Annotated in this window: 22 protein-coding genes; 11 read left to right on the top strand and 11 right to left on the bottom strand. The window is 32.3% G+C overall.

Annotation, left to right across the window (positions count from 1 at the left end):
- Positions 1 to 56: 56 nt before the first annotated feature.
- Positions 57 to 1,352, top strand: coding sequence for a tyrosine--tRNA ligase (gene tyrS / locus ACM39_RS04095; RefSeq protein WP_048509749.1), 1,296 nt, complete (start codon positions 57 to 59; stop codon positions 1,350 to 1,352).
- A gap of 78 nt (positions 1,353 to 1,430) precedes the next feature.
- On the opposite strand, the gene ACM39_RS04090 is transcribed toward tyrS, so the two are convergent.
- On the bottom strand, positions 1,431 to 1,850 hold the full coding sequence (locus ACM39_RS04090; protein ID WP_048509939.1) for a hypothetical protein: 420 nt from the start codon (positions 1,848 to 1,850) through the stop codon (positions 1,431 to 1,433).
- 185 nt (positions 1,851 to 2,035) lie between these two features.
- On the opposite strand from ACM39_RS04090, the gene ACM39_RS04085 reads away from it, so the two are divergent.
- The gene (locus ACM39_RS04085) at positions 2,036 to 4,039 is read left to right on the top strand and encodes a sensor histidine kinase (protein WP_048509748.1); all 2,004 of its coding nucleotides are present in this window, start codon (positions 2,036 to 2,038) and stop codon (positions 4,037 to 4,039) included.
- Entirely contained in the window at positions 4,026 to 4,664 is a 639-nt protein-coding gene (locus ACM39_RS04080) for a response regulator (RefSeq protein ID WP_048509747.1), read from the top strand. Before ACM39_RS04085 ends, ACM39_RS04080 begins: the two co-directional genes overlap by 14 nt.
- Before the next feature lie 52 nt (positions 4,665 to 4,716).
- Here ACM39_RS04080 and ACM39_RS04075 read toward each other — a convergent pair whose 3' ends face one another.
- Positions 4,717 to 5,172: a hypothetical protein gene (locus ACM39_RS04075; protein WP_048509938.1), complete on the bottom strand. Its 456-nt coding sequence runs from the start codon at positions 5,170 to 5,172 to the stop codon at positions 4,717 to 4,719.
- Between the two features lie 179 nt (positions 5,173 to 5,351).
- On the opposite strand from ACM39_RS04075, the gene ACM39_RS04070 reads away from it, so the two are divergent.
- From ACM39_RS04070 to ACM39_RS04060, 3 genes are all read left to right on the top strand, one after another.
- Positions 5,352 to 5,990, top strand: a complete 639-nt coding sequence (locus ACM39_RS04070; RefSeq protein WP_048509746.1) for an alpha/beta hydrolase — start codon at positions 5,352 to 5,354, stop codon at positions 5,988 to 5,990.
- A 110-nt stretch (positions 5,991 to 6,100) separates the two neighbouring features.
- Positions 6,101 to 7,420, top strand: a complete 1,320-nt coding sequence (locus tag ACM39_RS04065; protein ID WP_048509745.1) for a PDZ domain-containing protein — start codon at positions 6,101 to 6,103, stop codon at positions 7,418 to 7,420.
- Between the two features lies 1 nt (position 7,421).
- Positions 7,422 to 7,946 carry a hypothetical protein gene (locus tag ACM39_RS04060; RefSeq protein WP_048509744.1) on the top strand — a complete coding sequence of 175 codons (525 nt, stop codon included), beginning with the start codon at positions 7,422 to 7,424 and terminating at the stop codon, positions 7,944 to 7,946.
- Here the strand turns inward: ACM39_RS04060 and ACM39_RS04055 are convergent, their stop codons facing one another.
- The 3 genes from ACM39_RS04055 to ACM39_RS18685 all read right to left on the bottom strand — a co-directional run bounded on the left by ACM39_RS04055 (position 7,947) and on the right by ACM39_RS18685 (position 10,762).
- Entirely contained in the window at positions 7,947 to 8,969 is a 1,023-nt protein-coding gene (locus tag ACM39_RS04055; protein ID WP_165585086.1) for a L,D-transpeptidase, read from the bottom strand.
- Positions 8,970 to 9,105: 136 nt separating this feature from the next.
- Positions 9,106 to 9,864: a response regulator transcription factor gene (locus ACM39_RS04050; RefSeq protein WP_048509742.1), complete on the bottom strand. Its 759-nt coding sequence runs from the start codon at positions 9,862 to 9,864 to the stop codon at positions 9,106 to 9,108.
- A 289-nt stretch (positions 9,865 to 10,153) separates the two neighbouring features.
- Complete coding sequence (locus tag ACM39_RS18685; RefSeq protein ID WP_053073291.1) at positions 10,154 to 10,762, bottom strand: helix-turn-helix domain-containing protein; 609 nt, start codon at positions 10,760 to 10,762, stop codon at positions 10,154 to 10,156.
- 122 nt (positions 10,763 to 10,884) lie between these two features.
- Between ACM39_RS18685 and ACM39_RS04040 the strand changes: the two genes are divergently transcribed.
- From ACM39_RS04040 to ACM39_RS04020, 5 genes are all read left to right on the top strand, one after another.
- On the top strand, positions 10,885 to 11,280 hold the full coding sequence (locus ACM39_RS04040; RefSeq protein WP_048509741.1) for a YbjN domain-containing protein: 396 nt from the start codon (positions 10,885 to 10,887) through the stop codon (positions 11,278 to 11,280).
- Between the two features lie 22 nt (positions 11,281 to 11,302).
- On the top strand, positions 11,303 to 12,004 hold the full coding sequence (locus ACM39_RS04035; protein ID WP_048509740.1) for a PspA/IM30 family protein: 702 nt from the start codon (positions 11,303 to 11,305) through the stop codon (positions 12,002 to 12,004).
- 3 nt (positions 12,005 to 12,007) lie between these two features.
- Positions 12,008 to 12,661, top strand: coding sequence for a hypothetical protein (locus ACM39_RS04030; protein WP_048509739.1), 654 nt, complete (start codon positions 12,008 to 12,010; stop codon positions 12,659 to 12,661).
- 96 nt (positions 12,662 to 12,757) lie between these two features.
- Complete coding sequence (locus ACM39_RS04025; protein ID WP_048509738.1) at positions 12,758 to 14,767, top strand: SPFH domain-containing protein; 2,010 nt, start codon at positions 12,758 to 12,760, stop codon at positions 14,765 to 14,767.
- 147 nt (positions 14,768 to 14,914) lie between these two features.
- Positions 14,915 to 19,732, top strand: a complete 4,818-nt coding sequence (locus ACM39_RS04020) for a DNA repair ATPase (RefSeq protein ID WP_048509737.1) — start codon at positions 14,915 to 14,917, stop codon at positions 19,730 to 19,732.
- A gap of 535 nt (positions 19,733 to 20,267) precedes the next feature.
- On the opposite strand, the gene ACM39_RS04015 is transcribed toward ACM39_RS04020, so the two are convergent.
- From ACM39_RS04015 to ACM39_RS03990, 6 genes are all read right to left on the bottom strand, one after another.
- Positions 20,268 to 20,636, bottom strand: a complete 369-nt coding sequence (locus ACM39_RS04015; protein ID WP_131701404.1) for a hypothetical protein — start codon at positions 20,634 to 20,636, stop codon at positions 20,268 to 20,270.
- A 90-nt stretch (positions 20,637 to 20,726) separates the two neighbouring features.
- Positions 20,727 to 21,071 (bottom strand): hypothetical protein, encoded by a 345-nt coding sequence (locus ACM39_RS04010; RefSeq protein WP_048509735.1) that lies wholly within the window; start codon positions 21,069 to 21,071, stop codon positions 20,727 to 20,729.
- Positions 21,072 to 21,120: 49 nt separating this feature from the next.
- A complete protein-coding gene (locus ACM39_RS04005; protein WP_048509734.1) occupies positions 21,121 to 22,047 on the bottom strand; it encodes a hypothetical protein in 927 nt (308 codons plus the stop codon).
- A 1-nt stretch (position 22,048) separates the two neighbouring features.
- Entirely contained in the window at positions 22,049 to 22,324 is a 276-nt protein-coding gene (locus ACM39_RS04000) for a hypothetical protein (protein ID WP_048509733.1), read from the bottom strand.
- A 163-nt stretch (positions 22,325 to 22,487) separates the two neighbouring features.
- Positions 22,488 to 23,291, bottom strand: a complete 804-nt coding sequence (locus ACM39_RS03995) for a DUF5991 domain-containing protein (protein WP_131701403.1) — start codon at positions 23,289 to 23,291, stop codon at positions 22,488 to 22,490.
- A 31-nt stretch (positions 23,292 to 23,322) separates the two neighbouring features.
- On the bottom strand, positions 23,323 to 24,243 hold the full coding sequence (locus tag ACM39_RS03990) for a hypothetical protein (protein ID WP_131701402.1): 921 nt from the start codon (positions 24,241 to 24,243) through the stop codon (positions 23,323 to 23,325).
- Positions 24,244 to 24,260: the final 17 nt, after the last annotated feature.

Genomic DNA, 24,260 nt, shown 5'->3' with positions numbered 1-24,260 from the left:
ATCTATTTAAGTTCGAATTTCTTATCTTTGCACCTTAAATTTTAAAGCAGAAAATAATGAACTCTTTTATTGAAGAACTGAAATGGCGCGGGCTTTTTGCCGACATGATGCCCGGAACGGACGAACAGCTGAATAAGGAAATGACAACTGCCTATATCGGGTTCGATCCAACCGCAGATTCTTTACATATCGGAAGTCTTATTCAGATAAAAATTTTGGCTCACTTTCAGCAACATGGCCACAAACCAATCGCTTTAGTAGGAGGAGCCACGGGAATGATCGGTGATCCTTCCGGAAAATCTGCAGAGAGAAATCTGTTAGATGAAGCAACCCTTTTACATTATGTTGATTGTTTGAAAAACCAACTTTCAAGATTTTTGAATTTTGAAGGAAACGAGACTAATAAAGCAGAACTGGTAAACAATTACGACTGGATGAAAAATATTTCATTCCTTGATTTTGCCAAAAACGTTGGGAAAAACATCACCGTAAATTATATGATGGCAAAAGATTCTGTGAAAAAAAGATTTTCGGGAGAATCCGGAGCAGACGGAATGAGTTTTACGGAATTCACTTACCAGTTAATCCAAGGATATGATTTTTTACATTTGTACCAAAACAATAATGTAAAACTTCAAATGGGTGGCTCTGATCAATGGGGAAATATCACTACAGGAACAGAACTTATCCGTAGAAAAGCTCATGGAGAAGCATTTGCATTAACGGTTCCTTTGATTACAAAAGCAGACGGATCAAAATTCGGAAAGTCTGAAAGCGGGGAAAATTACTGGCTTGATAAAAAGAAAACTTCACCTTATAAATTCTACCAATTCTGGCTAAATGCAACAGATGAAGATGCCGAGAGATTCATTAAGTTTTATACATTCTTAGGAAAAGAAGAAATTGAAGCTTTAATTGAAGAACATAAAACAGCTGAACACGAGAGAAAACTTCAAAAGAGATTAGCTGAAGAAGTTACGATTTGGGTTCATGGAAAAGAAGAATACGAAAAGGCTTTAAAAGCTTCCGAAATTCTTTTCGGACGTTCAACTGCGGAAGACTTGGCAGATCTTGATGAGGAAACTTTCCTTGAGGTTTTTGACGGAGTTCCTCAAAAAGAAGTGGCAAAAACCGATGTTTTGGGAATCAATATTGTTGATGTACTTTCTGAGAAAACAGGTTTTTTAAAATCTAAAAGTGAAGCAACAAGAGAACTGAAAGGAAATGCCATCTCTGTAAATAAACAAAAGGTAAACGATGTTTACACAGCTAATGAAAATGATCTTATTGGCGGGAAATTTCTTCTGTTACAAAAAGGCAAGAAGAGTTATTTCCTTGTAAAAGTGATTTAATTTTAATACAATATAAAACAAACGGTCGGCGAGATTTTATCTCGCCAACCGTTTCAATTATTTCGAAAGTTATTAATTTTAGAATGCGTAATTGGCAGAGGCTGACAGGACCTGACCGCTAGAAGTTCCTTCTTTTTTCAGTTCTCCGTCTACCCAGATTTGAACTTTTAAAGTTGATGAAGCATTTGCTCCTGTTGCACTTACCGCTACATTTGCGCTATAAGCTCCTGATTCAGAGGTAACTTCAGGGCTCGTCCACGTTGTTCCGCTAAGACTTGATGCAGATGTAGCATCTCCATCGATTCCGTAAACAGCTACGCTGATATTACTTCCTGCAGACGCTTCTGCTTTGAAGACAACTTTGTGAGCTTTTCCGGCTCCTGGTGTATTGTCGTCGTCATCGTCATTACTGCAAGATGATACAAACCCAATCAGCATTGCCGTCAATAATACTACAAATGTTCCTCTCAACAATTTGTTTAGTGTCATTTTTTTCATAAATTTTTCTTTTGGTTTAAACATTTTACTACTACTTAAATCTATAATTAGTGATTTGGTTTTGCAAAGTTAGGGGCACTTCACATGGCCTACAATCCTCAAAAATCAGTAATTTTTTCTACCTGATTTTAGGTATATTTTATAAAAGAAAATTTTACTATATTGTAAATTATTATGTTAAACAAATGAAATTGATAACAGTGAGGCGATTAATATTGGTATTCTTTATTTTATTTTCTTCCCATTTACAATCACAACAGATAGTTCCCCTCAACGAAAAAAAATATATTGATAGTTTACAGACTATCATCGAAACTAAAAGTGACACTAATTCTAAAGCCACTGCTTATTTTCTTCTTTCCAATCACTATCGAAATATTGATTCTGTCGCAAGTAAAAGATATCTGCTGGCAGGAAAGACCTCAATAAAAAATTCTTCCTTACTTTCTGCAAAATATTTTTATTATGAAGGACAATATTACCTTGAGAGAAATAAAGATAAAGCTGCAACGGCTTATCAAAAAGCTATAAAGGAATTATCAAAATTAAAAACTGAAGAAGCTGACTATTTCCAGGCTTTATCATGGTATAATTACGGAGTGAGTCAAAAAAATAAAGAAGGATATCCTTTTTTGGTTAAAATTATGCTTGAAAAAAGCATTCCCTTGGTTGAAAAATATAAGGAAAGTAAGAATTTAGGCTTTCTTTACTCTCAGCTAGCCATCATACTTACTTACAACGCAGAATTTCAGAAAGCCGAAAATTACAATAATAAAGCGCTTACAATTCTTGAAAAAGTTGCTCCCAGTACTTCGGAATTATTTTTTGCCTATCTCAATATGGCAAGTAATTTTTGTTATCAGGCAAAAGGTGATGAGGCAGGAAAATTTATACAGAAGGCCGAAAAATTAATCCAGCCATTTCCTAGCTCTTCCTTAAATTCTTCGTTCTATTATGGTAAAACATTGCATTTCATTACGAAACAAAGAAATGATGAAGCTTTAATTGCTATCAACAAAGGATTAATTTATGCTAAGAAATTTAATCAGAATCTTTTGGCTCAAATGTTTTTATTCAACAAATATGACATTTTAAAAAAACAGAAAAAATTCGTTGAAGCAAAAAATGTTCTTGAAAATATTCTTACCGAAAAAACATTAATAATTGATGCTAATAATAAAAAGGCAGTTTACAAACAATTGTCCGGCTTAGCAGAAGAAATGGGAAATCCTCAAGAAGCATTAAAGTGGGAAAAAAATTATTCCAGCCTCAACGACAGCTTAAATTCCGAAAATATAAAGCTTGAAATTAATAAACTTGAAACAAAATTCAACACGGCTGAAAAAGAACGAAAAATCGCCCATTTAGATGCTGAAAAAGCTCAAAAAGAACTTGAAATCAATAAAAAGAATCAATATTTATGGATTTTAGGACTCGCATCTGTGTTTTTAATTATGTTAATTATTTCCATTTACCTTTATAATAAAAAACTTGAAAAACAAAGAAAAATCAATATTGAGCAAAAATTAAAAGAAATTCAGCAGAAAGAACAATTAAAAATAACAAAAGCTATTCTTGAAAGTGAAGAGAAAGAAAGAGAACGTATTGCAAAAGACCTCCACGACGGACTTGGCGGTATGTTGACCGGAATAAAAATAAATCTTTCTGTTTGGTCTGTCAACTATCTTCAAGAAAATAATCAGGAAGATTTCAAGAAAATTTTAAACCAGCTCGATGATTCTGTGAATGAGCTGAGACATGTTGCAAGAAATTTAATGCCCGAATCTTTATTAAATTTTGGTTTAGAAACTGCTATTAATGACCTTTGCGAATTTTATACTAGAAATGATTTAGAAATAGATTTTCAACCCATTAACATTAATAAAAACCTGTCTTTATCTGTTCAGATAAATATTTACAGGATTCTTCAGGAGCTACTCGCCAACGCTGTAAAACATGCTCAGGCAGCAAATATTTTACTTCAATGTTCTCAGTCTGATGAAAATTTTATGATTACAATTGAAGATGACGGCAAAGGCTTTGATAAAAATATTGAAAAAACAACAAAAAGTATGGGGCTTCGCAATCTCAGAAACCGTGTTGATTACCTGAACGGAAAAATGGAAATTAATTCTGACAGCGACGGAACTTCAATCAATATAGAATTATACACACATGCCATCTCATAAAATAAATATCTCAATTGTAGACGATCACCCTATCGTCATTGAAGGATTGAAAACGATGCTTGCACATCATCAGATTTTTAATGTCATAGAAGCTTTTACATGCGGATCACAAATCATTAGTTTTATTCAAAAAAATAAAGTTGATATTATTTTATTAGACATTACTTTACCAGATGATAACGGAATAGAACTTTGCAAAAAGATTAAATTGATATCTCCCCATACATCTGTAATAATGTTCAGCAACCGGTCTGAAAGAAGTATTATCATGCGGTGTATTCAAAATGGGGCAAGCGGTTATTTATTAAAAAACACACCCATCGCCGAGCTTATAGAAAGTATTAATAATGTACTTTCAGGAAATATCGTTTTTTGTAGTGAAACAAAACAAATCATCAACAAGCCTTCTCCAAATGAATTAATTATTCCAAGATTAACAAAAAGAGAAAAGCAGATTTTGCAACTGATAGCAAAAGGAAAAACAAGCATAATAATTGCCGAAGAACTTTTTCTAAGCCCGCTTACAGTTGATACTCACCGGAAAAATTTACTTCAGAAATTCCAGGCTAAAAATTCTACGGAGCTTATCACATTAGCAATACAGCAAAACTTGATTGAAGAATAAACAAATAAAAAACCGCCTTTTCGGCGGTTTTTTAATATTATAATATAGAATTTTATAGTTCTAAGAAACTGTGAGTAACACTTGCAACTATGTTCGTACCTTTTCCTACAACCGTGTCAGACTCTGCGATTTCGCCGTCAATCCACATTGTCACAATTAGCTTTGAATCTGTGTAAGGAAGATTTGCACTTGCAGCTACACGTAGTTGAGCCTGGCTTTCATTCACAAAGAACTCATCACTTTTCCAAGCAATTCCCATAGCAGTATAATTTGTTTCAGCTGCAGTACCTACTTGTGTGGCAATAGCGTTAAAACTACCAATAACAGGAGGTGTAGGAGCAGGTGTAGGACCGTTGGTAATTATTTTTGATTCAAATTGTACAAGGTGTTGTGCATCATCATCATCATCATCTTTTTTACAAGACTGAACAGCTGATGTTATCGAAAGTAATACGACAAATAAAAAGGAAAGTCTAAGTAAACTTTTTAAGTTGTAAAATTGCTTCATTTTTTCCAAATAGATTTTTAATGTTTCAAATATAGGTTTTTTATCAATATAAAAATACCTTTTTTGAAAATTTTCCAACAAAAATTTCTAAACAATATCAAATCAACAAAAAGTAAAAACGCCCGTAATCTCCATTTCCAATTCAGATTTTACATTAATTTATTAATTATCTTTGCTCTATGAATTTAGATTACATCGTTCGCGAACCTGAAAATATTATACCAAGCACTCCTATTCTTTTTATGCTCCACGGATACGGAAGTAATGAACAGGATCTTTTCAGTTTTAGAGAAACACTTCCTCAGGACTGGATTATTGTAAGTTTTAGAGCTCCTGGAAACACTCAGTTTGAAGGGTTTTCCTGGTATGAAATTGATTTTAACAACCCTGATAATTTCATAGATGTTTCACAAGCAAAAGAATCTCTGAATGCTGTCTTGGAAAATATTTTAAAAATTGTCAATCATTATGGTCTGACAGAAGGAAAAACACATCTTTGCGGTTTCAGCCAAGGGGGAATCTTATGTTATGCGCTAGCCTTAAAATATCCTGAAATGTTTAACCATGTAGCATGTTTAAGTGCTTATCCTGAAGAAAAAATATTAGATGGTATCATAAAAGATAAAAAGAAACTTGAACATCTTAGATTTTTTGTCTCACATGGGACTGAAGATGCAGTAATCCCATCTGAGTGGGGGCGTAAGGCAGCGGATCTGTTATATGATTTGGGCTGTTATTTCACTTTTAGAGAGTACATGAGCGGTCATGGCGTCAATCAGAAGAATTATATTGATTTGATGGATTTCTTTTCAAAATAATTTAACAATAATCTATTATTTAATACAATTTGCTGAAATTTATATAAACATTCTCAACATTGAGGATGTTTTTTTATTTTTCGTAAAGATAATTTGAGTAAATTCAGTAAATGAAACGCAGATACTTTATCTCATTAATCACATTATTTTTAAGCATTTTTATTGGTGCTCAAAATTCTTTTGAGATAAAAGATACCAAAAAAGCCACAATTCCCTTCAAACTTATTAATAACCTGATTTTTATTCCTGTTAACATTAATGGGGTTGAGCTTACTTTTTTATTGGACACAGGTGTTTCAGAAACATTACTTTTCAGCTTAGAAAACAAGGAAATAAAGCTTGATAATGTTGAAAAGATAAAATTTTCAGGCTTAGGTGGGGATTTAAGTATTGACGGATACAAATCAGACAATAATATTGGGAAAATCGGAAATAACTTCACTAATTATTCAATGACAATATTTATTATTACGGATCAGGAGTTTAATATTTCTTCCCACGTAGGAATCCCTGTAAACGGGGTAATTGGCTATCATTTCTTCAAAAACCATCCTATTGCCATTGATTATGTATCTAAAAGAATTACAGTTTATAATGATTTGGATTTTTTTAAAAAGAAAATTAAAAAATTTGATGAATTCCCCATTACTATTGAAAAAAATAAACCCTATATTGTTGGGGATGTTGAAATGACTAATGAGAAAAAAAGTTCAAAATTGCTGATCGATTTAGGAAACAGTGATCCAATATGGCTTTTCCCTGCTTTAATTAAGGATTTTGTCTACAATCGTCCGAATATTGATGATTTTCTGGGCAGAGGTTTTAATGGTGATATTTTTGGCAAGAGAAGTAGAATTCACAATTTTTATTTAGGCAATTTTAAATTTGAAAAACCACTTACAGCAATGCCTGATGAATTTTCTATTCAGCATGTACATTTAGTTGAAAACAGGAAAGGTTCCGTTGGTGGAGAAATCACACGTCGTTTTACCACTATTTTTGATTATCCGAACCAGAAACTTTATTTAAAAAAGAATAGGAATTTTGACGATCCTTTTCATTTTAATATGAGCGGTCTTGATTTTAAACAAGAAGGTTTAGAATGGACGACAGACAAGGTAAGTGTAGGAACAAAACCTGCCAACGGCATTGAAGCCTATAGCAGTACTCTGCAGTATAAATTTGTCTTAAAACCGATTTTTTCAATTGCCGGGGTAAGAAAAGATTCGCCGGCTTTCGAAGCGGGATTAAAAAAAGATGATAAATTACTAACTATCAATGGGAGTAATACAGCAGACATGACTTTAGAAAAAATCATAGAAATGATGAAATCCTCGGAAGGCAGAACCATAACTATGGTTGTTCAGAGAAAAAATGACAAATTAAAATTCAGTTTTACGTTAGAAGATCCAATCCCTTATCAAGAATAATATGAATACCGAAGAAACGACTTTAGATAAAATAAGAACCCGGCCGAGATTTAAGATGTTTACCCATCTTACCAAAGAAGAATATGCCGAAAATCTAAAAAAATACCTTGCAGAGCATGGAGATGAATTTTCCGGAAATGTAAATAAAGAAGTTGCTACCATCTCTGTAAAAACCGTATATGACAATTATTGGAAACCAAGACTGGCATTAAGAATAGAAATTGAAGATGACCAAACTGCAATACGAGGAGTTTTCGGTCCCAGTTCTGCAGTCTGGACATTTTTTATGTTTTTATATTTCTTTTTTTCAATCCTGTGGATGACTTTTTTTACCATGTATTATGTGGAAAAACAAATCAACAGTCACGAATTTCCCTGGGCAATACACGCTTCTTTTGTAATGCTTTTTTGTATTTTATTAACTTATGTTGCAGCAAGGTTCGGACAGCATAAAGGCAAAGAAGAGATGCTGAAATTGAGGAGATTTGCTGAAGAATCTACTTTACAATTTGAGAAGAAAAATTAATTACGGAGTCTGGGTTTTAGGATTTTCAGGCATTTGTTCCAATACGGCTTTGGCTGCTCTGATAGAATCCACCACTTTGTCTCTGTTTTCTTGCTCTTTCAATATTTTCCCGATATTCGGCTCGATCATTTTTGTCATTTCTTCCACAGAGATATTATTCGCATTAGGATCATCCAATAATTTTCTCCAAGGTTTTTTTCCGCCCCACTTATAATCTCCATAAACCAATACAGCCGTTCCTTTTGCTTTTGTTGTTGCTCCACCAGGATTCAATACCCAAGTGTCCGCATAATCATACAACCATTTCGCATCTTTCAACAATAATCTTAAACATGAATGTGATGCGGGATAACCCGGAAGATCATATTGGTGCCATCCAATTCCATCTAAATTGAAAATATTGAAATTATATGGTAATTTCCATTCACTGCTTACCGTAGAAATTGCTAATTGCTTTTTCCAGTTGGCAAAAGTCAAGCCTGTTTTTGTTTTGGCTGTTTTTTTACCCATACTCGTAGGACCCCATTTCACCAAACTACCATTTGTATATACTCCATACGCCTGAATCGGGTATGAAAATACCACAAACTTTTTCACACCGCTCAACACATCAATCTGCATAGGAAAGGGTGAATATTCCATCAAAGTAGTATCAATTTTTGCAGGAACTACCAGTGTATCGGCATTCCATTTATTTTTAGAATCTAACCTATTCAAAGCTAAAATTGCATAACGCTCTTTTTCAGAATATTTTTTGCTAAATGCAGCATACACAGAATCTCTAAGCTTTTTATCCTTTGGCAGTACGAATGCATTATAAAAACCGGTTTCCTGCATTGCAGGAGGTAAAGATTCTTTCTGTACAACAGAATCTTTTTTAATGGTGTCTTTTTTAGCTTCTTCAGGAGTATCAGAGACAGATGCAGCTGTATCGTTTACCGTATCGCTTATTTTTTCAATCTCTTTTTTACAAGAAACTAAAAATAAAGCAGCTAAAAGTACATATAAGAATGATTTTTTCACAAAAACTTTTTTCATAAATAACTGGTCAATTAGTTTTTCTACTCAGTACAAATATCAGACCTAATTTTTAATAATGAAAATTATCATGTAAAATACCGTAAAAATACGGGAACATTCAGTTTTAATGCAATCTGATTTACAGCAACTTATTATTTTTAGCATATGCCAGAGCTTCTGCAATATTATTAACTCCTATTTTTTCGAATAGTTTTTTTCTGTGAAATTTAACGGTATCGGCAGTTACAAATATTTTATCCGCAATCTCGCTAATTTTTAATCCACCGGCAGAAAGACTTAATATTTCATGTTCTCTCTGAGACAGTTTTTTCTTTGCCTCAACAATCCATTTATTTCTCGGAACGTCATATCTCCAAATATCATCACAATCGTCTTTGCTGATTACTACATTTCCTGAAATTTGTGCGCTTGAAAGTGAAACCATACAGATTGCTTTCCATATTTTTCCATCATCAGTTAAAAAAAATGGTGTCAGTTTATGATTCACGAGAATTTCTTTTTTCTTTTCGGTGATTAAACAGAAATCATAAGAAATTGTATACATTTTCCTCTCCTCTACTTTAAGCTTTTCATAAAAATCAAATCCGGCTTCATTGATTTTAATCAATAGTTCTAAATCTACAGGCTTAACATTTTTAAAATAAAATTCATAACCCAAGTCTTTCACCTTTTCAGAAGTCATTCCACACAAGAATAACGGATTATCAGAAACATATTCGAACGATTTTTCAAAATAGTCAATAATATATAAACTTTGATAAGACATTCTTGAAAAAGCTTTTACAATTTCCAGATAATTTCTGGTTTGTGTAAAATCAATCGATATATTAGATTCTATTTCATTTTTTTCGTTAAAAAACCTATTTACACCTTCCATTTTAATTAAATCTTAGAACCTACCTAAAAGTATAGTTCTCATGGTTATCACACAAATCTACACAAAAGTGTAGTTGCTAACAATAACAGCAATTGTATTTTTGGCAATATTTTAATATTCCTTGAAATTTTAGGTAAAATAAATAAGAGGTTGAATAATGTATTAGTAAACCTCAAAAGGAAGTTCGTTCAAAAAACACAAAACCATGAAGCTTTATAAAAGTCAGATCGCAATACCGTCAATTTTATGGCGGTATTTTTATAATAATAGCCTTAAGCTAAAAAGTAATTTATTGACGTTCCAGATTTTCCAGCCTTTGCAAAATATCTGAAAGAATATTTTTTTGCCCCTGAGAAATGTAACCTATTATTTTATATAATGTCTTAGCTGACTTTTCTTCTCCGGAGATTTCTGAAAAATAGTTTAAATTCCCATCAATATTTACTAAAAGTGTTGATGAGGAATCTTTATTCTCATCAGCTTTATTTAAAAATAAGATATCACCATATTGGTATTTTGAAAGAAGGTTGTTTTTAGGTGTAAATTCATAGACCAAATCTACACTTGCTAATATTTTTTGCAAAACAATTGCATTTGGATCATTAATATTAGTATCGACTATTGTATTCTGCACATTATGATCATTAGCAAACATCAAACGATCAATATCTGAACCACTAGCCAATTGATTAACCTGCAACGTTTCCGTCAATAATTTATCTAAATTAAGATTAAAATAGTTAGCAACCTTTAATAATGTATCAATTTTGGGTTCTGCCCTTCCTTCTTCATAAGAGCTGATAACCCCTCTATTGAGTTCAAAAAGGTCAGCAAAAGCCTTTTGGCTTAATCCTCTCACCTGTCTTATCTTCTTAATATTAGTCCCGAAAAAGCTCATTAGTCTAATCTTTTTTGCAAATATAAGACAATTTGCACAGAAAAATTGCTAAAAATATTTGCAATTTGAAAATATTATTTTATATTTGTGTAAGAAAATTGTGAAACACAAAGTAACCAATCATGAGAAATCAAATATTTAAGACCGTTAAAGAGTGGCTGTTGGACTACGAGTTTACCATCACACTGGATGATGAAACTCAGAGAATTCTCATTATAGAAAAAGAATCACACGGAATAAAGAATATGATTCTTATAATTTCAGATTCGATCCTTATTATGGAGCAATTTCTCTTTGAAATTAAAAATCCAACTGAAAAAATCTATAAAATTCTTCTCCAGAAAAACAGAGACATTGTACATGGTGCGTTTGCTTTGGATAATACCGGGAAACGTGTAATTTTCCGGGATACGCTCCCTACAGACAACATGGCACAGAATGAGGTGATGGCCTCTATTAATTCATTAGGAATTCTTGTTGGAGAATTTACCAATGAAATGATCGAAATGAGTAAATAATTTCACGAAAAAAAATATTAAAATGAACATTTTTAAAAGATTATTAAATATAGGTAAAGCGGAAGTACATTCTGTAATAGAAGACTTCGAAGATCCTATAAAACTGACAGAACAAGGCATCAGAGACATGAAAGAACAGCTTGCAAAGAGTATTGAGGCTCTTGCACAGTTGAAAGCACTTTCTATTCGTAAGAAAAATGAAGCATCTCTGGAGGAAACAACTGCAAAAGATTATTATAAAAAAGCAGTTTTATTAGTTCAAAAAGCTGAAAAAGAAGAAATTGACAGCAATGAAGCAGATCGTTTAGCTAAAGAAGCATTAAAAAAACAATCTGCTTCCAATGAAAATGCCATTTCTCTAAAAACTGAATATGAAAAACTTCAGGGAGAATGTGAAAAAATGCAGGGGAATATTAATCACTTAAAATCCAGTATTTTTAAATGGGAAACTGAATTAAAAACCCTGAAAGCAAGAGTTCAGGTAAGTGAAGCAACAAGGGATATTAATAAGAAAATGACCAATATAGATACCAGCAGCACAGTAAGCATGCTTGAAAAGCTGAAAGACAGGGTAATGCAGCAGGAAGCTGAGGCAGAAGCTTATCTGGATATTTCCAAAGCAGGAAAATCTATTGATGAAGAAATAGATGCCATCGTAAAAAATGATGATACAGAAGCAGGAGATGCTTTACAAAAACTAAAAGAATCATTAAAAAAAGGGTAAAGAATGACCTTTCAGGAATTTTTACATATTGCGTTTTCTCCGGTAAATACGGTTTTGAGCGTGCTTTTAGCACTATCAGTAATTTATTGGATTTTTACCATGCTCACAGGATTGGATATTGATGTTGGGATAGATTCTGATATTGATGCAGATATAGACGTGGACGCTCCGGACGGCCACTTTCATGTATCAGACGATCCTTCGGCCTGGGCGCATTTTTTGAAATTCCTTAATCTGGACATTGTTCCGATGACTTATTTTCTTACGCTCGTACTTTTACTGACATGGCTGGGTTCTATTTATCTTAATGCATTTATTCCATTGCCGATTTGGGCGGGAGCTTTAATGGTATTTCCGTTGCTTTTTGTGAGTTTAATTTTAACGAAAATAATTTTAAAACCACTGAATCCTTTTTTCAGGGAAATCAACCATAAAGGTGAAAAATCCCACGATTTCCTCGGAAGAGAAGGTAAAATGAAATCAAGCATTCACGGTGATAAAATCGGGATGATGGAAGTTTTTATAGGAAGCGACCCAATGATACTGATGGTAAAAAGCAGAGACGGAAAAGAACTGAAACACGGAACTCGTGTAATGGTAGTGGACGAAGAGCCAAACAGAAAATTTTATTTTGTAGAACCGGTGTTTCAACTCTAAAAAACTAACTGATGCTTCTCTTTATTATCATACTTAATTATATTTTATCTCTCATTTAAAACAAAAAAACACATTAATATATAAACTATTAGAATTATGAATATACCTTTAATCGTAGGAATTATTGTTGTAGTAATAGCATCTCTCGGGCTTATTTTCTGGGTGTTGTCTATGTATAAAAAAACCGTTCAGGGAATCGTTATTTTAAGAACGGGATACGGCGGAACAAAAGTATTTTTCAATGCCGGAATTGTAATTCCCATCATACATCGTATGGAATCTATGGATATTTCGGTAAAAAAGCTCGAGATATCACGAGAAGGAAAAGCCGGGCTTATCTGTAAAGATAATATGAGAGCAGATATTCAGGTTGCCTTCTTTATCCGGGTAAACAAATCGGTAGATGACATCGTGAATGTTGGTCAGACAATCGGCTGCCAAAGAGCATCTGATACCAATACTTTAAGAGAACTTTTTGAGGCCAAATTTTCAGAAGCATTAAAAACTGTAGGTAAAAAGTTTGATTTTACTGAACTGTATGAAGCAAGAAGTGAATTTCGCCAGGAAATTTTAGATATTATCGGAACAGACCTGAACGGATATGTTTTGGATGACTGCGCAATTGACTATCTTGAGCAAACTTCAATTGATAAATTAGACAAAGACAATATCTTGGACTCAGAAGGTATTAAAAAAATAACAGAACTTACTGCAACTCAAAATATTAAAGCTAATCAGGTACGCAGAGACGAGGAAAAAACAATCACTAAACAAAATGTTGAAGCTCGTGAAGCCATCCTTGAACTTGAAAAACAATTAGCCGAAAAACAGGAATCTCAAAAAAGAGAAGTTGCCAATATCAAAGCGCGTGAAAATGCTGAAATTTTAAAAGTAGAAGAAGAAGAACGTCTGAAATACGAAACAGTACGAATTGCAACAGAAGAAAAACTCCAGATTGCAGAGGAAAACAAACTTCGCCAGGTTGTAATTGCTGCTAAAAATAAAGAACGTGCAGATCTTGTAGAAACAGAAAGAGTATTGAAAGACAAAGCTCTTGAAGCTACGGAAAGAGAAAGAATTGTTTCCTTAGCTCAAATTGAAAAAGATAAGGCAATAGAATTAGAAAAGAAAAGTATCCAGGATGCAATCCGTGAGAGATTGACAATGGAAAAAACCGTTGTGGAAGAACAACAGGGAATCAAAGATTTAGAAGCTTTCAAAACGGCAGACAGAAACAAGCAGGTGGAAATTACAATGGCGACTCAGGAAGCAGAAAAAAAGTTAATTCAGGAAACAAGAGCTGCAGAATCGCGCAGATTGGCAGCAGAGAAAGATGCTCAGAAATATGTAATTGAAGCTCAGGCAAAAAGAGACGCTGCTGAAAAAGAAGCAGAAGCCCGTAAAATTATCGCTGATGCGAAAGCTAAGGAAGAAGCAACAGTAGGCTTATCTGAAGCTCAGGTAATGCAGGCGAAAGCGGATGTTGCAGAAAGACAAGGTATTGTAGAAGCTATTGTTATTGAGAAAAAGGCAGACGCAATCAAAAAAGAAGGTTTTGCTCAGGCAGAAGTTATTAAAGAAAAAGCATTGGCAGAAGCTGCCGGTATTACAGAGAAAGCAGAAGCAATGAAAAAACTGAACGAAGCCGGAAAAGACCACGAGGAATTCCGTCTTACATTAGCGAAAGAAAAAGAAGTGGAACTGGCTCAGATTTCTATACAGAAGGATATCGCTCAGGCTCAGGCAGGCGTATTGGCAGAAGCGTTCAAATCTGCAAATATTGATATCGTAGGTGGAGACAACACATTCTTTGACAATGTTGTACGTCAGGTTTCTGCAGGTAAAGGCCTTGATAAATTCATCAGCCATAGTGAGAATGCACAGTTGGTAAAAGAAAATTTACTGAGCGGTGACGAAAATATCATCAGCAAAGTAATGGGAATGGTAGATAAATACAACATCTCATCCGAAGATATCAAAAACATGAGTATCGCTTCATTGATTTTCAAACTAAACAGTGTAGCAGACCAAAATGACAAAGGTATCTTAGGAAGAGCTTTAGATATGGCAAAACACTTAGGTGTTGAAAACAAGCCATTGAAATAATCAGGCTTTGAAACCAGAAAACTCAAGATAAACATTAATAAGGCTCCCATTGTTTTCAGCGTACTTTCCGTGGGAACTTTGGGAGTTTTTCAACACAATTTTACTGATTTTAAGAATTAAAATCGGAAGAATTATTAAACCATAATTATGTCAGAAAAACTTAATTCCGGTATATATGAAATTATTCAGAGCCGTCTGAATGAGCAAAAAAATGTTCTTGTAGATAAGCTTCATAAGCTTAATGAAAACCGTAAAAGTATTTTTGGAGGTATTGATTTCTCACTTATTGCCAACGAAAGAATTTCTACAGATCACAGCTGTGTGGCAAAGGATATTTTCTCTTTCAACAGTCTGCTGATTTTCGGTTCTAATGCACATTTGGGTTTACAGACGGAAGTCAATATTACAGATGTCTTTTCGGTTTATAAAATCAATAATAACCGGTTTGAACCCCAGGATGCATCATTGATTAACGATGAAGTTTTCATTGAAGAGTTTAAAAATCTTTATAAATATTACAGAAATACCTTTTTTGCGCGTTTTTATTTCACCGACAACTATCTTTATATGGTTTTCCAGCTTTCCGAAAGTACTTCGGATGTAAAGGCGTTCAAATGGTTAATTAAAGAAAATCAGCTGATTTATGTAGATTCCAGAAGTGCTTCGGAAGTCTCCTACCCTCCTCAGCATGGCTTTACATGGACGAAGGCAACCAGAGATATGCAGAGAAACGGAAAATATCCACATGTTTCCCTGGCCGATAAAGTTTTTGTGGAATCCATCGGCGGAGATATTACCATAAAAATTGAAGATAATACAGAAACTGGTAAAGGTATCTACTCTGAAGATGTTACGCATAAAGATCAAAATCTTGATGATGCAGAAATTCACTTCTGCGATTTAGGGAATCTGGTTTTATTTAAAATCAGACCTTACCAGGAAACGGAACGTTATTTTATTTATAATCATAAAGAAAAAACAGTCTCACGCGTTGATACATTAAAACATGCCGGAGTTTTACTTCCTGAAAGTCAAGGAGTTTTATTCTCAAATGGTTATGCACTGCAGACTGGAGGCTTAAAAGTAATTTCTCAGGATCAAAACCGTCTCCATTACCTTAAAACTATACCGGAACCAAACGGCGAAAATTTTCTCTATATTTTTTATGATGATAAAACCAATAATTATCAGTTAATTTCCTATAACATCATCACGCAAACTATTGAAACACCTATTCGATGCAGCGGTTTTACGATTTTAAACGATGGAAGGTTAATTTACCTTCGGGAAAGTGTGGAAACAACAAAACATCATCTTGCGCAAATCTGGCAGTCGCCTTATTCTAAAGAGCTTAAGGTAAATCCTGAAAAGTCTGATAATTTACTATATAAAATCGGCAATAAAGATATTGTAAGAGTGATGGCAGAAAGCCAGGAACTTATTACTTTATTAAACAAAAAAGACTCATACAGCGGGCTTTATGATGATATTGTAAAACTTTCCACAACGATTTTAGATGCTTATTACTTTTTGGGGGAAGAGGGAGTACAGCATCTTGATCAGCCTTTAAAGGAAATCAGAAAAATTGCACATTCTGCTATCAACGAATATGAAAAAGTAATAGAGCAGAAAAAAAATACTGCCGAAGCCATTGAAAAAATCAAGGAATCTTGTGAAAAAATTCTGGACGATACGAAGAGAATTCATTATTCCGAATTGACGGAATATATTGATATGCTTTCCAAAATTCGAGCGTTGAGAGGTGAAATCACTGGTGCAAGAGAACTGAAATATGCTGATCCCGAGGTTCTTGATTCTTTAGAAAAATCTTTGGCAACCCGTTCAGAAGAACTTTCAAATGCATGTGTAAGTTTTTTACTTCAGGAAAATTCACTTTTACCTTATCAGGAAAGAGCTCAGAATGTTACCGAACAGATTGTGAATCTTCAAAAGGCAATTGATGCCAAAACGATTGATGAGGAAATCAATAATTTATCCGGTCAGTTGGAGCTTTTGGTTGATATTGTTAATAATCTTAAAATTGAAGACACTTCCCAGTCAACACAGATTATTGAAAATATTTCTTTGATTTTCGCACGATTAAATCAGGAAAGACTGGAGCTTTCAAAAAGGAAAAGAGAGATCTCAGGGAAAGAATTATCCGCTGATTTCCAGGCTCAAATGACGTTATTTGACCAATCAGTTATTAATTTCTTAGAGCTTTCCCAGACTCCGGAAAAATGTGACGAATATCTTACCAAACTTTCTATCCAATTGGAAGATATGGAAACCAAATTCGTTGATTTTGAAGAATTTATTCAGAAAATCGGCGAAAAGAGAGAAGAAGTTTACGGTCATTTCCAAAATAAAAGAGTACAGCTAACCGAATCACGAAATAAGCGTACACAGAATTTATTGGGTTCTGCTCAAAGGATTTTAAAATCGGTTCAGACAAAAGCCAGTACTTTTGACAGCGAAAACGAAATCAATGGTTATTTCGCAAGTGATTTGATGATAGAAAAAGTAAGGGACATGGTAAGAAAGCTTATGGAAATGGAAGATTCCGCAAAAGCGGAAGAAATCCAGACCTTACTAAAAACATCGCAGCAGGAAGCCGTAAGAAAACTGAAAGACAAAAAGGAAATCTACACAGACGGAGACAATGTTATCGCTTTGGGTGATTATAAATTTGCGGTGAATCAACAGAAGCTTGATCTTACGATGGTTCTGAAAAATGCGCAGTATTATTATCATTTGACCGGAACAAGTTTTTATGAGCCTTTAAATTTCGAAACACTTTCAGATTATAAAGATGTCTGGAATCAGGAATATATTTCTGAAAGCCAAAAAGTAAAACGTTTTGAATATTTAGCTTGGAATATTTTTTCTTTACATCAAAACATTGCCACCGAAGAGCAAAACCGAGCTATTATTCAACAATTTATGACTGAGCATTTTGGAGAAGGTTTGGTAAAAGGCATTCATGATGAAGATGCATTGATTATTACAACTAAGCTTCAGCAGATGCACAACGAGTTGGGATTAATGCAGTTTACCCCACAAGAACGCTCCGTGGCTCATCTTTTCTGGGATTTTTTGGATAGTGAACGAAAAGAATATTATAGAAAACAGTTTGAAGCCGCTTCTTTAATTTCGCAATCGTTTACCACGAAAAAAGGGTTTAAACATCTTACCCAGGAATTATCTTCGGAAATTAAAACTTTTGCTGAAAACGGGAATTTTTTCTCTGAAATTAATTATCAAAATGCTGCTATTTACCTGAAAAGAGAAAACAAAGAAAATTTTATCATTTCCGAAAAAGCAGGAGCTTTATATCTGTCTTTCATTGAAGATCTTAAGGAAAAAGGGAAAGATTTAGAATTTATGGATCAGCTGGAAGCCTTGTATCAATATCCCTCCGCGTGCTATTCTATCGCTGAAAGTGCGCTTCATGCATTTATTTTCAGTAAAGAATTATCGATTGAAGAAAATACCAGACAAGAGGTTGCTGTGTTTTTGGTCACTCAGAATTTTAATGAAAAAAATATTCAGCATATTTCTTATGAAACCATTCTTAAAGATTTAAAATCGCTAGAAAAAGATACGGAATATACCCTTAATTATTATGAGTTTGCTTCTCGTTTAGGATATTTCAATGAAGTTATTGTTCCGAAGTACAAACAATTGCAAGAGCTGAAATCAAAATGGGTAACTGATAAGAAAAAAGCTTTAAAGACAGACACTTTCCAGTCTCAGGTATTAAGTTCATTTGTAAGAAATAAATTGATTAGTGATGTTTATTTCCCTCTGATTGGCGCCAATCTTGCCAAACAGTTAGGAACTGTAGGAACAGACAAAAGAACCGACAGAATGGGTATGTTACTTCTTATTTCGCCACCAGGTTATGGTAAAACGACCTTAATGGAATATATGGCTGACAGGATGGGTTTAGTATTCATGAAAATCAACGGGCCGTCAATTGGCTATGATATTTTATCAACCGATCCCAGTGAGGCGAAAAATACAGGCGCAAGACAGGAACTTGAAAAACTGAATCTTGCTTTAGAAATGGGTGACAATGTAATGCTTTATCTTGATGACATCCAACACTGCAATCCTGAGTTTTTACAGAAATTTATTTCTCTTGCAGATGGGCAAAGAAAAATCGAAGGAATATATAATGGTGAAAGCAAAACTTATGATTTAAGATCTAAGCGTTTTTGTCTTGTAATGGCAGGAAACCCTTACACAGAGAATGGAGAAAAGTTCAAAATTCCCGATATGCTTGCAAACCGTGCAGATACATATAACTTGGGAGAAATTTCGGGTACAAAAACGGAATTATTTGATTTAAGTTTAATTGAAAATGCATTAACATCCAACGATTATCTCAGCAGATTGACACAGCCGGGAATGGAAAATCTTTACAGATTGTATGATGCTGTCCTGACGGACAATCCAAATATTGATTTACTTGGTAATTTCAGCTCAAACGAAATTGCAGATTTTAAAAAAGTTCTTGAAAACACCATGAAAGTCCGTGATATTGTTTTGAAAGTAAATAAGCAATATATCACTTCTGCAGCAATGTCAGACGAATATCGAAATGAGCCGCCATTTAAGCTTCAGGGATCTTATAGAAACATGAATAAGCTAATCACACAGATTCAGCCTATATTGAAGGATGAAGAGGTTATTCAGCTTATTTTAAATCATTATCAAAACGAATCTCAGACGCTTACTACCGGAGCAGAAGCAAATATGCTAAAACTAAAGGAATTGATGCGAATCATCACTCCTGCTGAGTTGGAACGCTGGGACGAAATTAAAAAGACTTTTATAAAAAATAAAATGATAAAAGGCCTAGGTGAAAATGACCGTATGGCACAGGTTATTTCTCTCCTTACACAGTTCAGCGAAGGATTGGAAGGAATAAAAGATGTCTTGAAAAACAGCCCTAATTAATAATTTAATCTATTTTTAATATAGCCGGTTTGTTTTAAGCCGGTTTTTTTATTTAAAACAGATTTTTCTTTGTTTAAATAATATATCCATAAAAAGAAGAATTAGGTGGAGAAGTATTAATTCCTACTCAGAAAAAAATAACATTGACGATAAGATCAAGCCTGTGGTAAATAGAAATTTTATATTTATCTGTTTATTTGGTAGTGTCTTATTAACTTATTGTTTTTTTCCTTTGAGGATAATTTATAGAATTCATATAATTGAAATCCTTCTGTTAAATGGGTGATTGAATCCAAAATTTAACTTTTTCATATCTTATTTAACTAAACTTAACAAACAATTTGGTTAACAAATGTTAATTTTTTGTGAGTGTTTTTTGAAAATATAATAATTCTTAGTTGGATTTTTATGATTGGAATATTACCATAAAATTGACTTTAATAAAATAGCTAATAAAAAACAACAGCATCAAAATATTGATGCTGTCTAAGTTTTGTAATGTTGTTTAATTAATTTGGTATTAACTAGTATATTATTATCTTATTTTATTATCTTCTCCCCAAAGTTCGGAACAAATTTCTACAACTTTCTTCCTAAACTCGTAGCTTACTTTATCTCCCCAAATCAAATCATATTTTTTACAATCACAAACTTTTTCCTCCTTCTTTTCCGGCGGTTCACCTACAACACTCACACTTCTCTCTGTTTTAGGAATAGGGTCAAAGCCCATTTGTTTTTTATATTTCCCTTTTATGATGACTTCTTCAATTACTCCTCCATCGTATATTCTATCCGTTTTGTGGTCTGTTACTTTTCCATTCTCATAGGTTTGGTGTACGAGATAATCAGGATTTTCTACCTCCACATTTTTACTGGCTTTCTTGCCGTATTTTGCACTCTCCACCAAAACGTAAATTCGTGCAGCTTGTCGTGGCTGCCGTCTATCATTGCATTGGCTATCTTGGAAAATTTGGCGTTCAGCTTAAACTTTTTCTCACTGCTTTTCAATCGGCATTTCAACAACTCCATTGTGCGGCGGAGAAGTTATTAAGCTATATACAAAATAGCTTTCATTTTTTTTGATCAATGTTAATAATGGCGACAAAGAGTTATTTTCGCCAATTACAACTTTTCTTGTATAAAACTCTATTGAATCTTTGCTCGAAGTTGCAAGTATTCCTCCTATAAATTCTTGATAATTATCATCTTTTACATATCTTTTTCCTTTTGAATCTGCAAGCCAACTTTTGAAAATGCAACTATCTGGTTTTATTAAAGTCAGTTCAGAAAATGAAGTTGATTCTCTTCCCCAAGCATCTGTTAAATCTTCTTGTTTCAAAACATATTTTCCTTTCCATTTTTCAAATAAAGAATTAGAAATGAATTCATCATTTTTCTTTTTTTAATAAATATTTATCATTTGGTGGATTTAAAAGATAAATAGTATTTCCTGCTAAATAATAATCATTATTTTCGTTAATAATCATGTATTCTAATGTTGAATCTAATTTTGATTTTATAATTAATTTGTTTTTTGAATCTGATTCTATATACAAATTTTTAATTTCCTCAATCTCATTATTAATTTTTTGGATAATAAAAATATTCTCTTTACTTAATATTTTTACTGTGTAGTTGAATTTAAAATCTTCTTCAATTCTTGATATTTCAAAACTAGCTGTATAATTGCCCTTCCATTGGGAAAAATCATCTTTATTCGATTTTGGTATATTGACTATTTTTGTTTTATTCGGTTGTATACCATAATGATAATACTCTTCAATTCCAACATTTTCTTCTGACAAAAATTCAATTGGTAATGGACAATCGATAATTTTTGTATTGAGAGATAATGGTTGCAATTTTAAATTATTATTTAATTCTAAATTTTTATCAATCTTAAAATAAGATATTGGTTTTTCAAAAACTCCTAAAGCAATTCCATTTTTGTTATTTTCAAATTTTACATTTAAAGAATAAACTCTATTTTTAGGAATTTTCAGCGTATCTCTTAAAATGTCTTTGTTGTCGAAAATAAGAATATAATGTGTTTTTATTTTTGATGTATTTTGTATAACAATATTTTTTACATAATAATTATCAAATGAGGTTCCTACATAATCCGGCTCAAAATAGATGCAATTTTTTACATTAAATAATTGATCCAGATTTTTGGACTTATAAAAGTTATTTCCGACACTTTCTTTATCAATAACAAGTTTTGAATTGATAATATTTTGTGATTGATATTTACATGCATTGAATAGTAATAATATTATTTGAAATAATATTATTTTTTTTGTGGTTATTATCATATTATTTATTTTTATAAATGTGAATTTTTTTTGCTTCTTCGTCTTGGTCTTTGGTATCATAAGAATTAAGTTTAACAAATCTTGCAGGATTTGTTCTTACGCTTTCGCCGTGACCATAAGCATCCAAAACTGTGGCTATTTCTAAATGCAAATGTGGTGCTCTTCCACCACTTGCGATTGAACCCGACACTCCTGCAAATCCTAAAGCAGTTCCTGCATCCACTTCCTTTTTATTTTTTGCATCCTCTTCTGTAACTATTGTGCTATCTAAGTGCATATATATGAAATAGACACTATCAGTTTTGTGCCTTTTTTATATAGAGGGTAATCATCCCTTTTTCCAACTCCTGTTGGTGCAAAAACAGCCAAATAAATATCTTCGGGAGTTTTTATTTTGTTCTTTTGAGGTTCAAAATATTGTTTGACTTTATCAGACTGGGCTATTTCGCTTTAACCAACTTAACATCTGTATTATAATTCCAATTTTTATCCGCAACAATAGAACTTTTTAAATAATACTCATTATTTTTATACTCTATTATTCCTAAAGCACCTATATTTGAGTGGTCTGATAAACCATCTCCATCAATGGTTTTTATATATTTCAAAATTAACCTATTGTTCTTCTCTTCTATTTCACACAAGTCGGTAAAATAGGTTTTATATCCCATCCCTGAAAAAGTACATTTTTTATCATTAATTTCTATATCATAATCTATTGACATTTCAGAAAAATCATCCAATTTTCCATAATCTATTTTTAAGTTGTATGTACCGTTCCATATATTAATATTTGCGTTATTAGCAGTGAATTTCCATTGTTTTAATTCTTTACCATCATAAACTAATTTAATTTTATTATTATCTTTTCCAATATATAATTTTCTAATATTCAAACCATTTCTGATATTGACAGTATCTAAAATTTTATATTTTTCCACATCGTTATTAGATAATAATTTTTCTAATGAAAAGACATATTTTTGAGTATTAATATTTTTATAAATACTGTAAAAAAGGCTGTCTATCTGCGTTTTTTCAGTTTTGATAAAATCATAATTATTTAGTTCATCACCTGAAAAAAAAATTTTTCCTATATATATATCTCCAGATATATTTATCTTGTTTTCTGATGTTGAACTATTTTCTGTTTTCTTTATATTATTATTTTTTGATTGTCCATCACAAGAACATAATATAATCATACAGAATATTACTATTATTTTTTTTATTGTTATTCCCAATTTTTTTGTGATATTTTGATATTTTTTTGTGTTACTCGTTTTTTTCTAATTCTTGCCAATCTTGATTGATAAAGCGTTTACTTTTTATGTAATATTTTTCATTCTCGGATTTTATATAAAAATCGTCTACATCATCTTGGTCGCATTTTCCACGAGCGTGCAAAATATTATTTTCTTTGGTTAATTTATATTCTCCTTCACAGCCATAATCTTCCGAATGGTCTGCCCCGATACTTAATATTGCTTTTTTTGATGATTCAAATGATAAAAAATAGTCTAATAAAATTTCTTCACCATTATAATTACTGATTGCTTTAGATGATATTTTATAGGAACCTTTCAATTTTTCTAAAGAGGAATTAGAAACAGGGGGTTTATTACTATTATTTTTATTTTCTGTAGTTGTAATAAAGTATTTTGAAAAATTCGTGACAAAGAATTTATTATCATAGTAAGGAGGTAGCATTTCTGCTTTAATAGTCTTTAAAAGTTTCCAATTTTGGCTTTTTTCATTATAGAGATAAATGTTTATATAACTATTATCTATAAAATAAGTGCTTTCTACGCTACAAGCATTATTTGAACTTAAGAATTTTTTTTCTATATGTATGGAAAAAATATTGTATTTATCATAGTTGTTTTTAATTTTATTTCTAATATAAATGTTGTCTCTTTCTATATTAAAATTATTAAAATCATAATTTTTAAAGAAAATATTTTCCCAAAATTGTCTAAGTGAGTCTGTTTTGGGGATAAAATGAATTGAAAAATAACCTTCTTTTTTACAGTTCAAATAAGATTTTATTGGATGATTAGAAATATTTGATTCATCAATTACCATATAGTATTTATTATCGGTATCATATTTTTTGTCAAAAAAATTAATCTGTTCTTTTTCTACTTTATTATTCTGAGCATCTCCTTTGCAAGATGTTAATAATAGTAAAATCAAAAATAATAGTGTTTTAT

The organism is Chryseobacterium sp. FH2 (assembly GCF_001045455.1).
In the GTDB taxonomy this organism is placed as follows: domain Bacteria; phylum Bacteroidota; class Bacteroidia; order Flavobacteriales; family Weeksellaceae; genus Chryseobacterium.
This window is presented reverse-complemented; position numbering and strand designations above follow the sequence as displayed.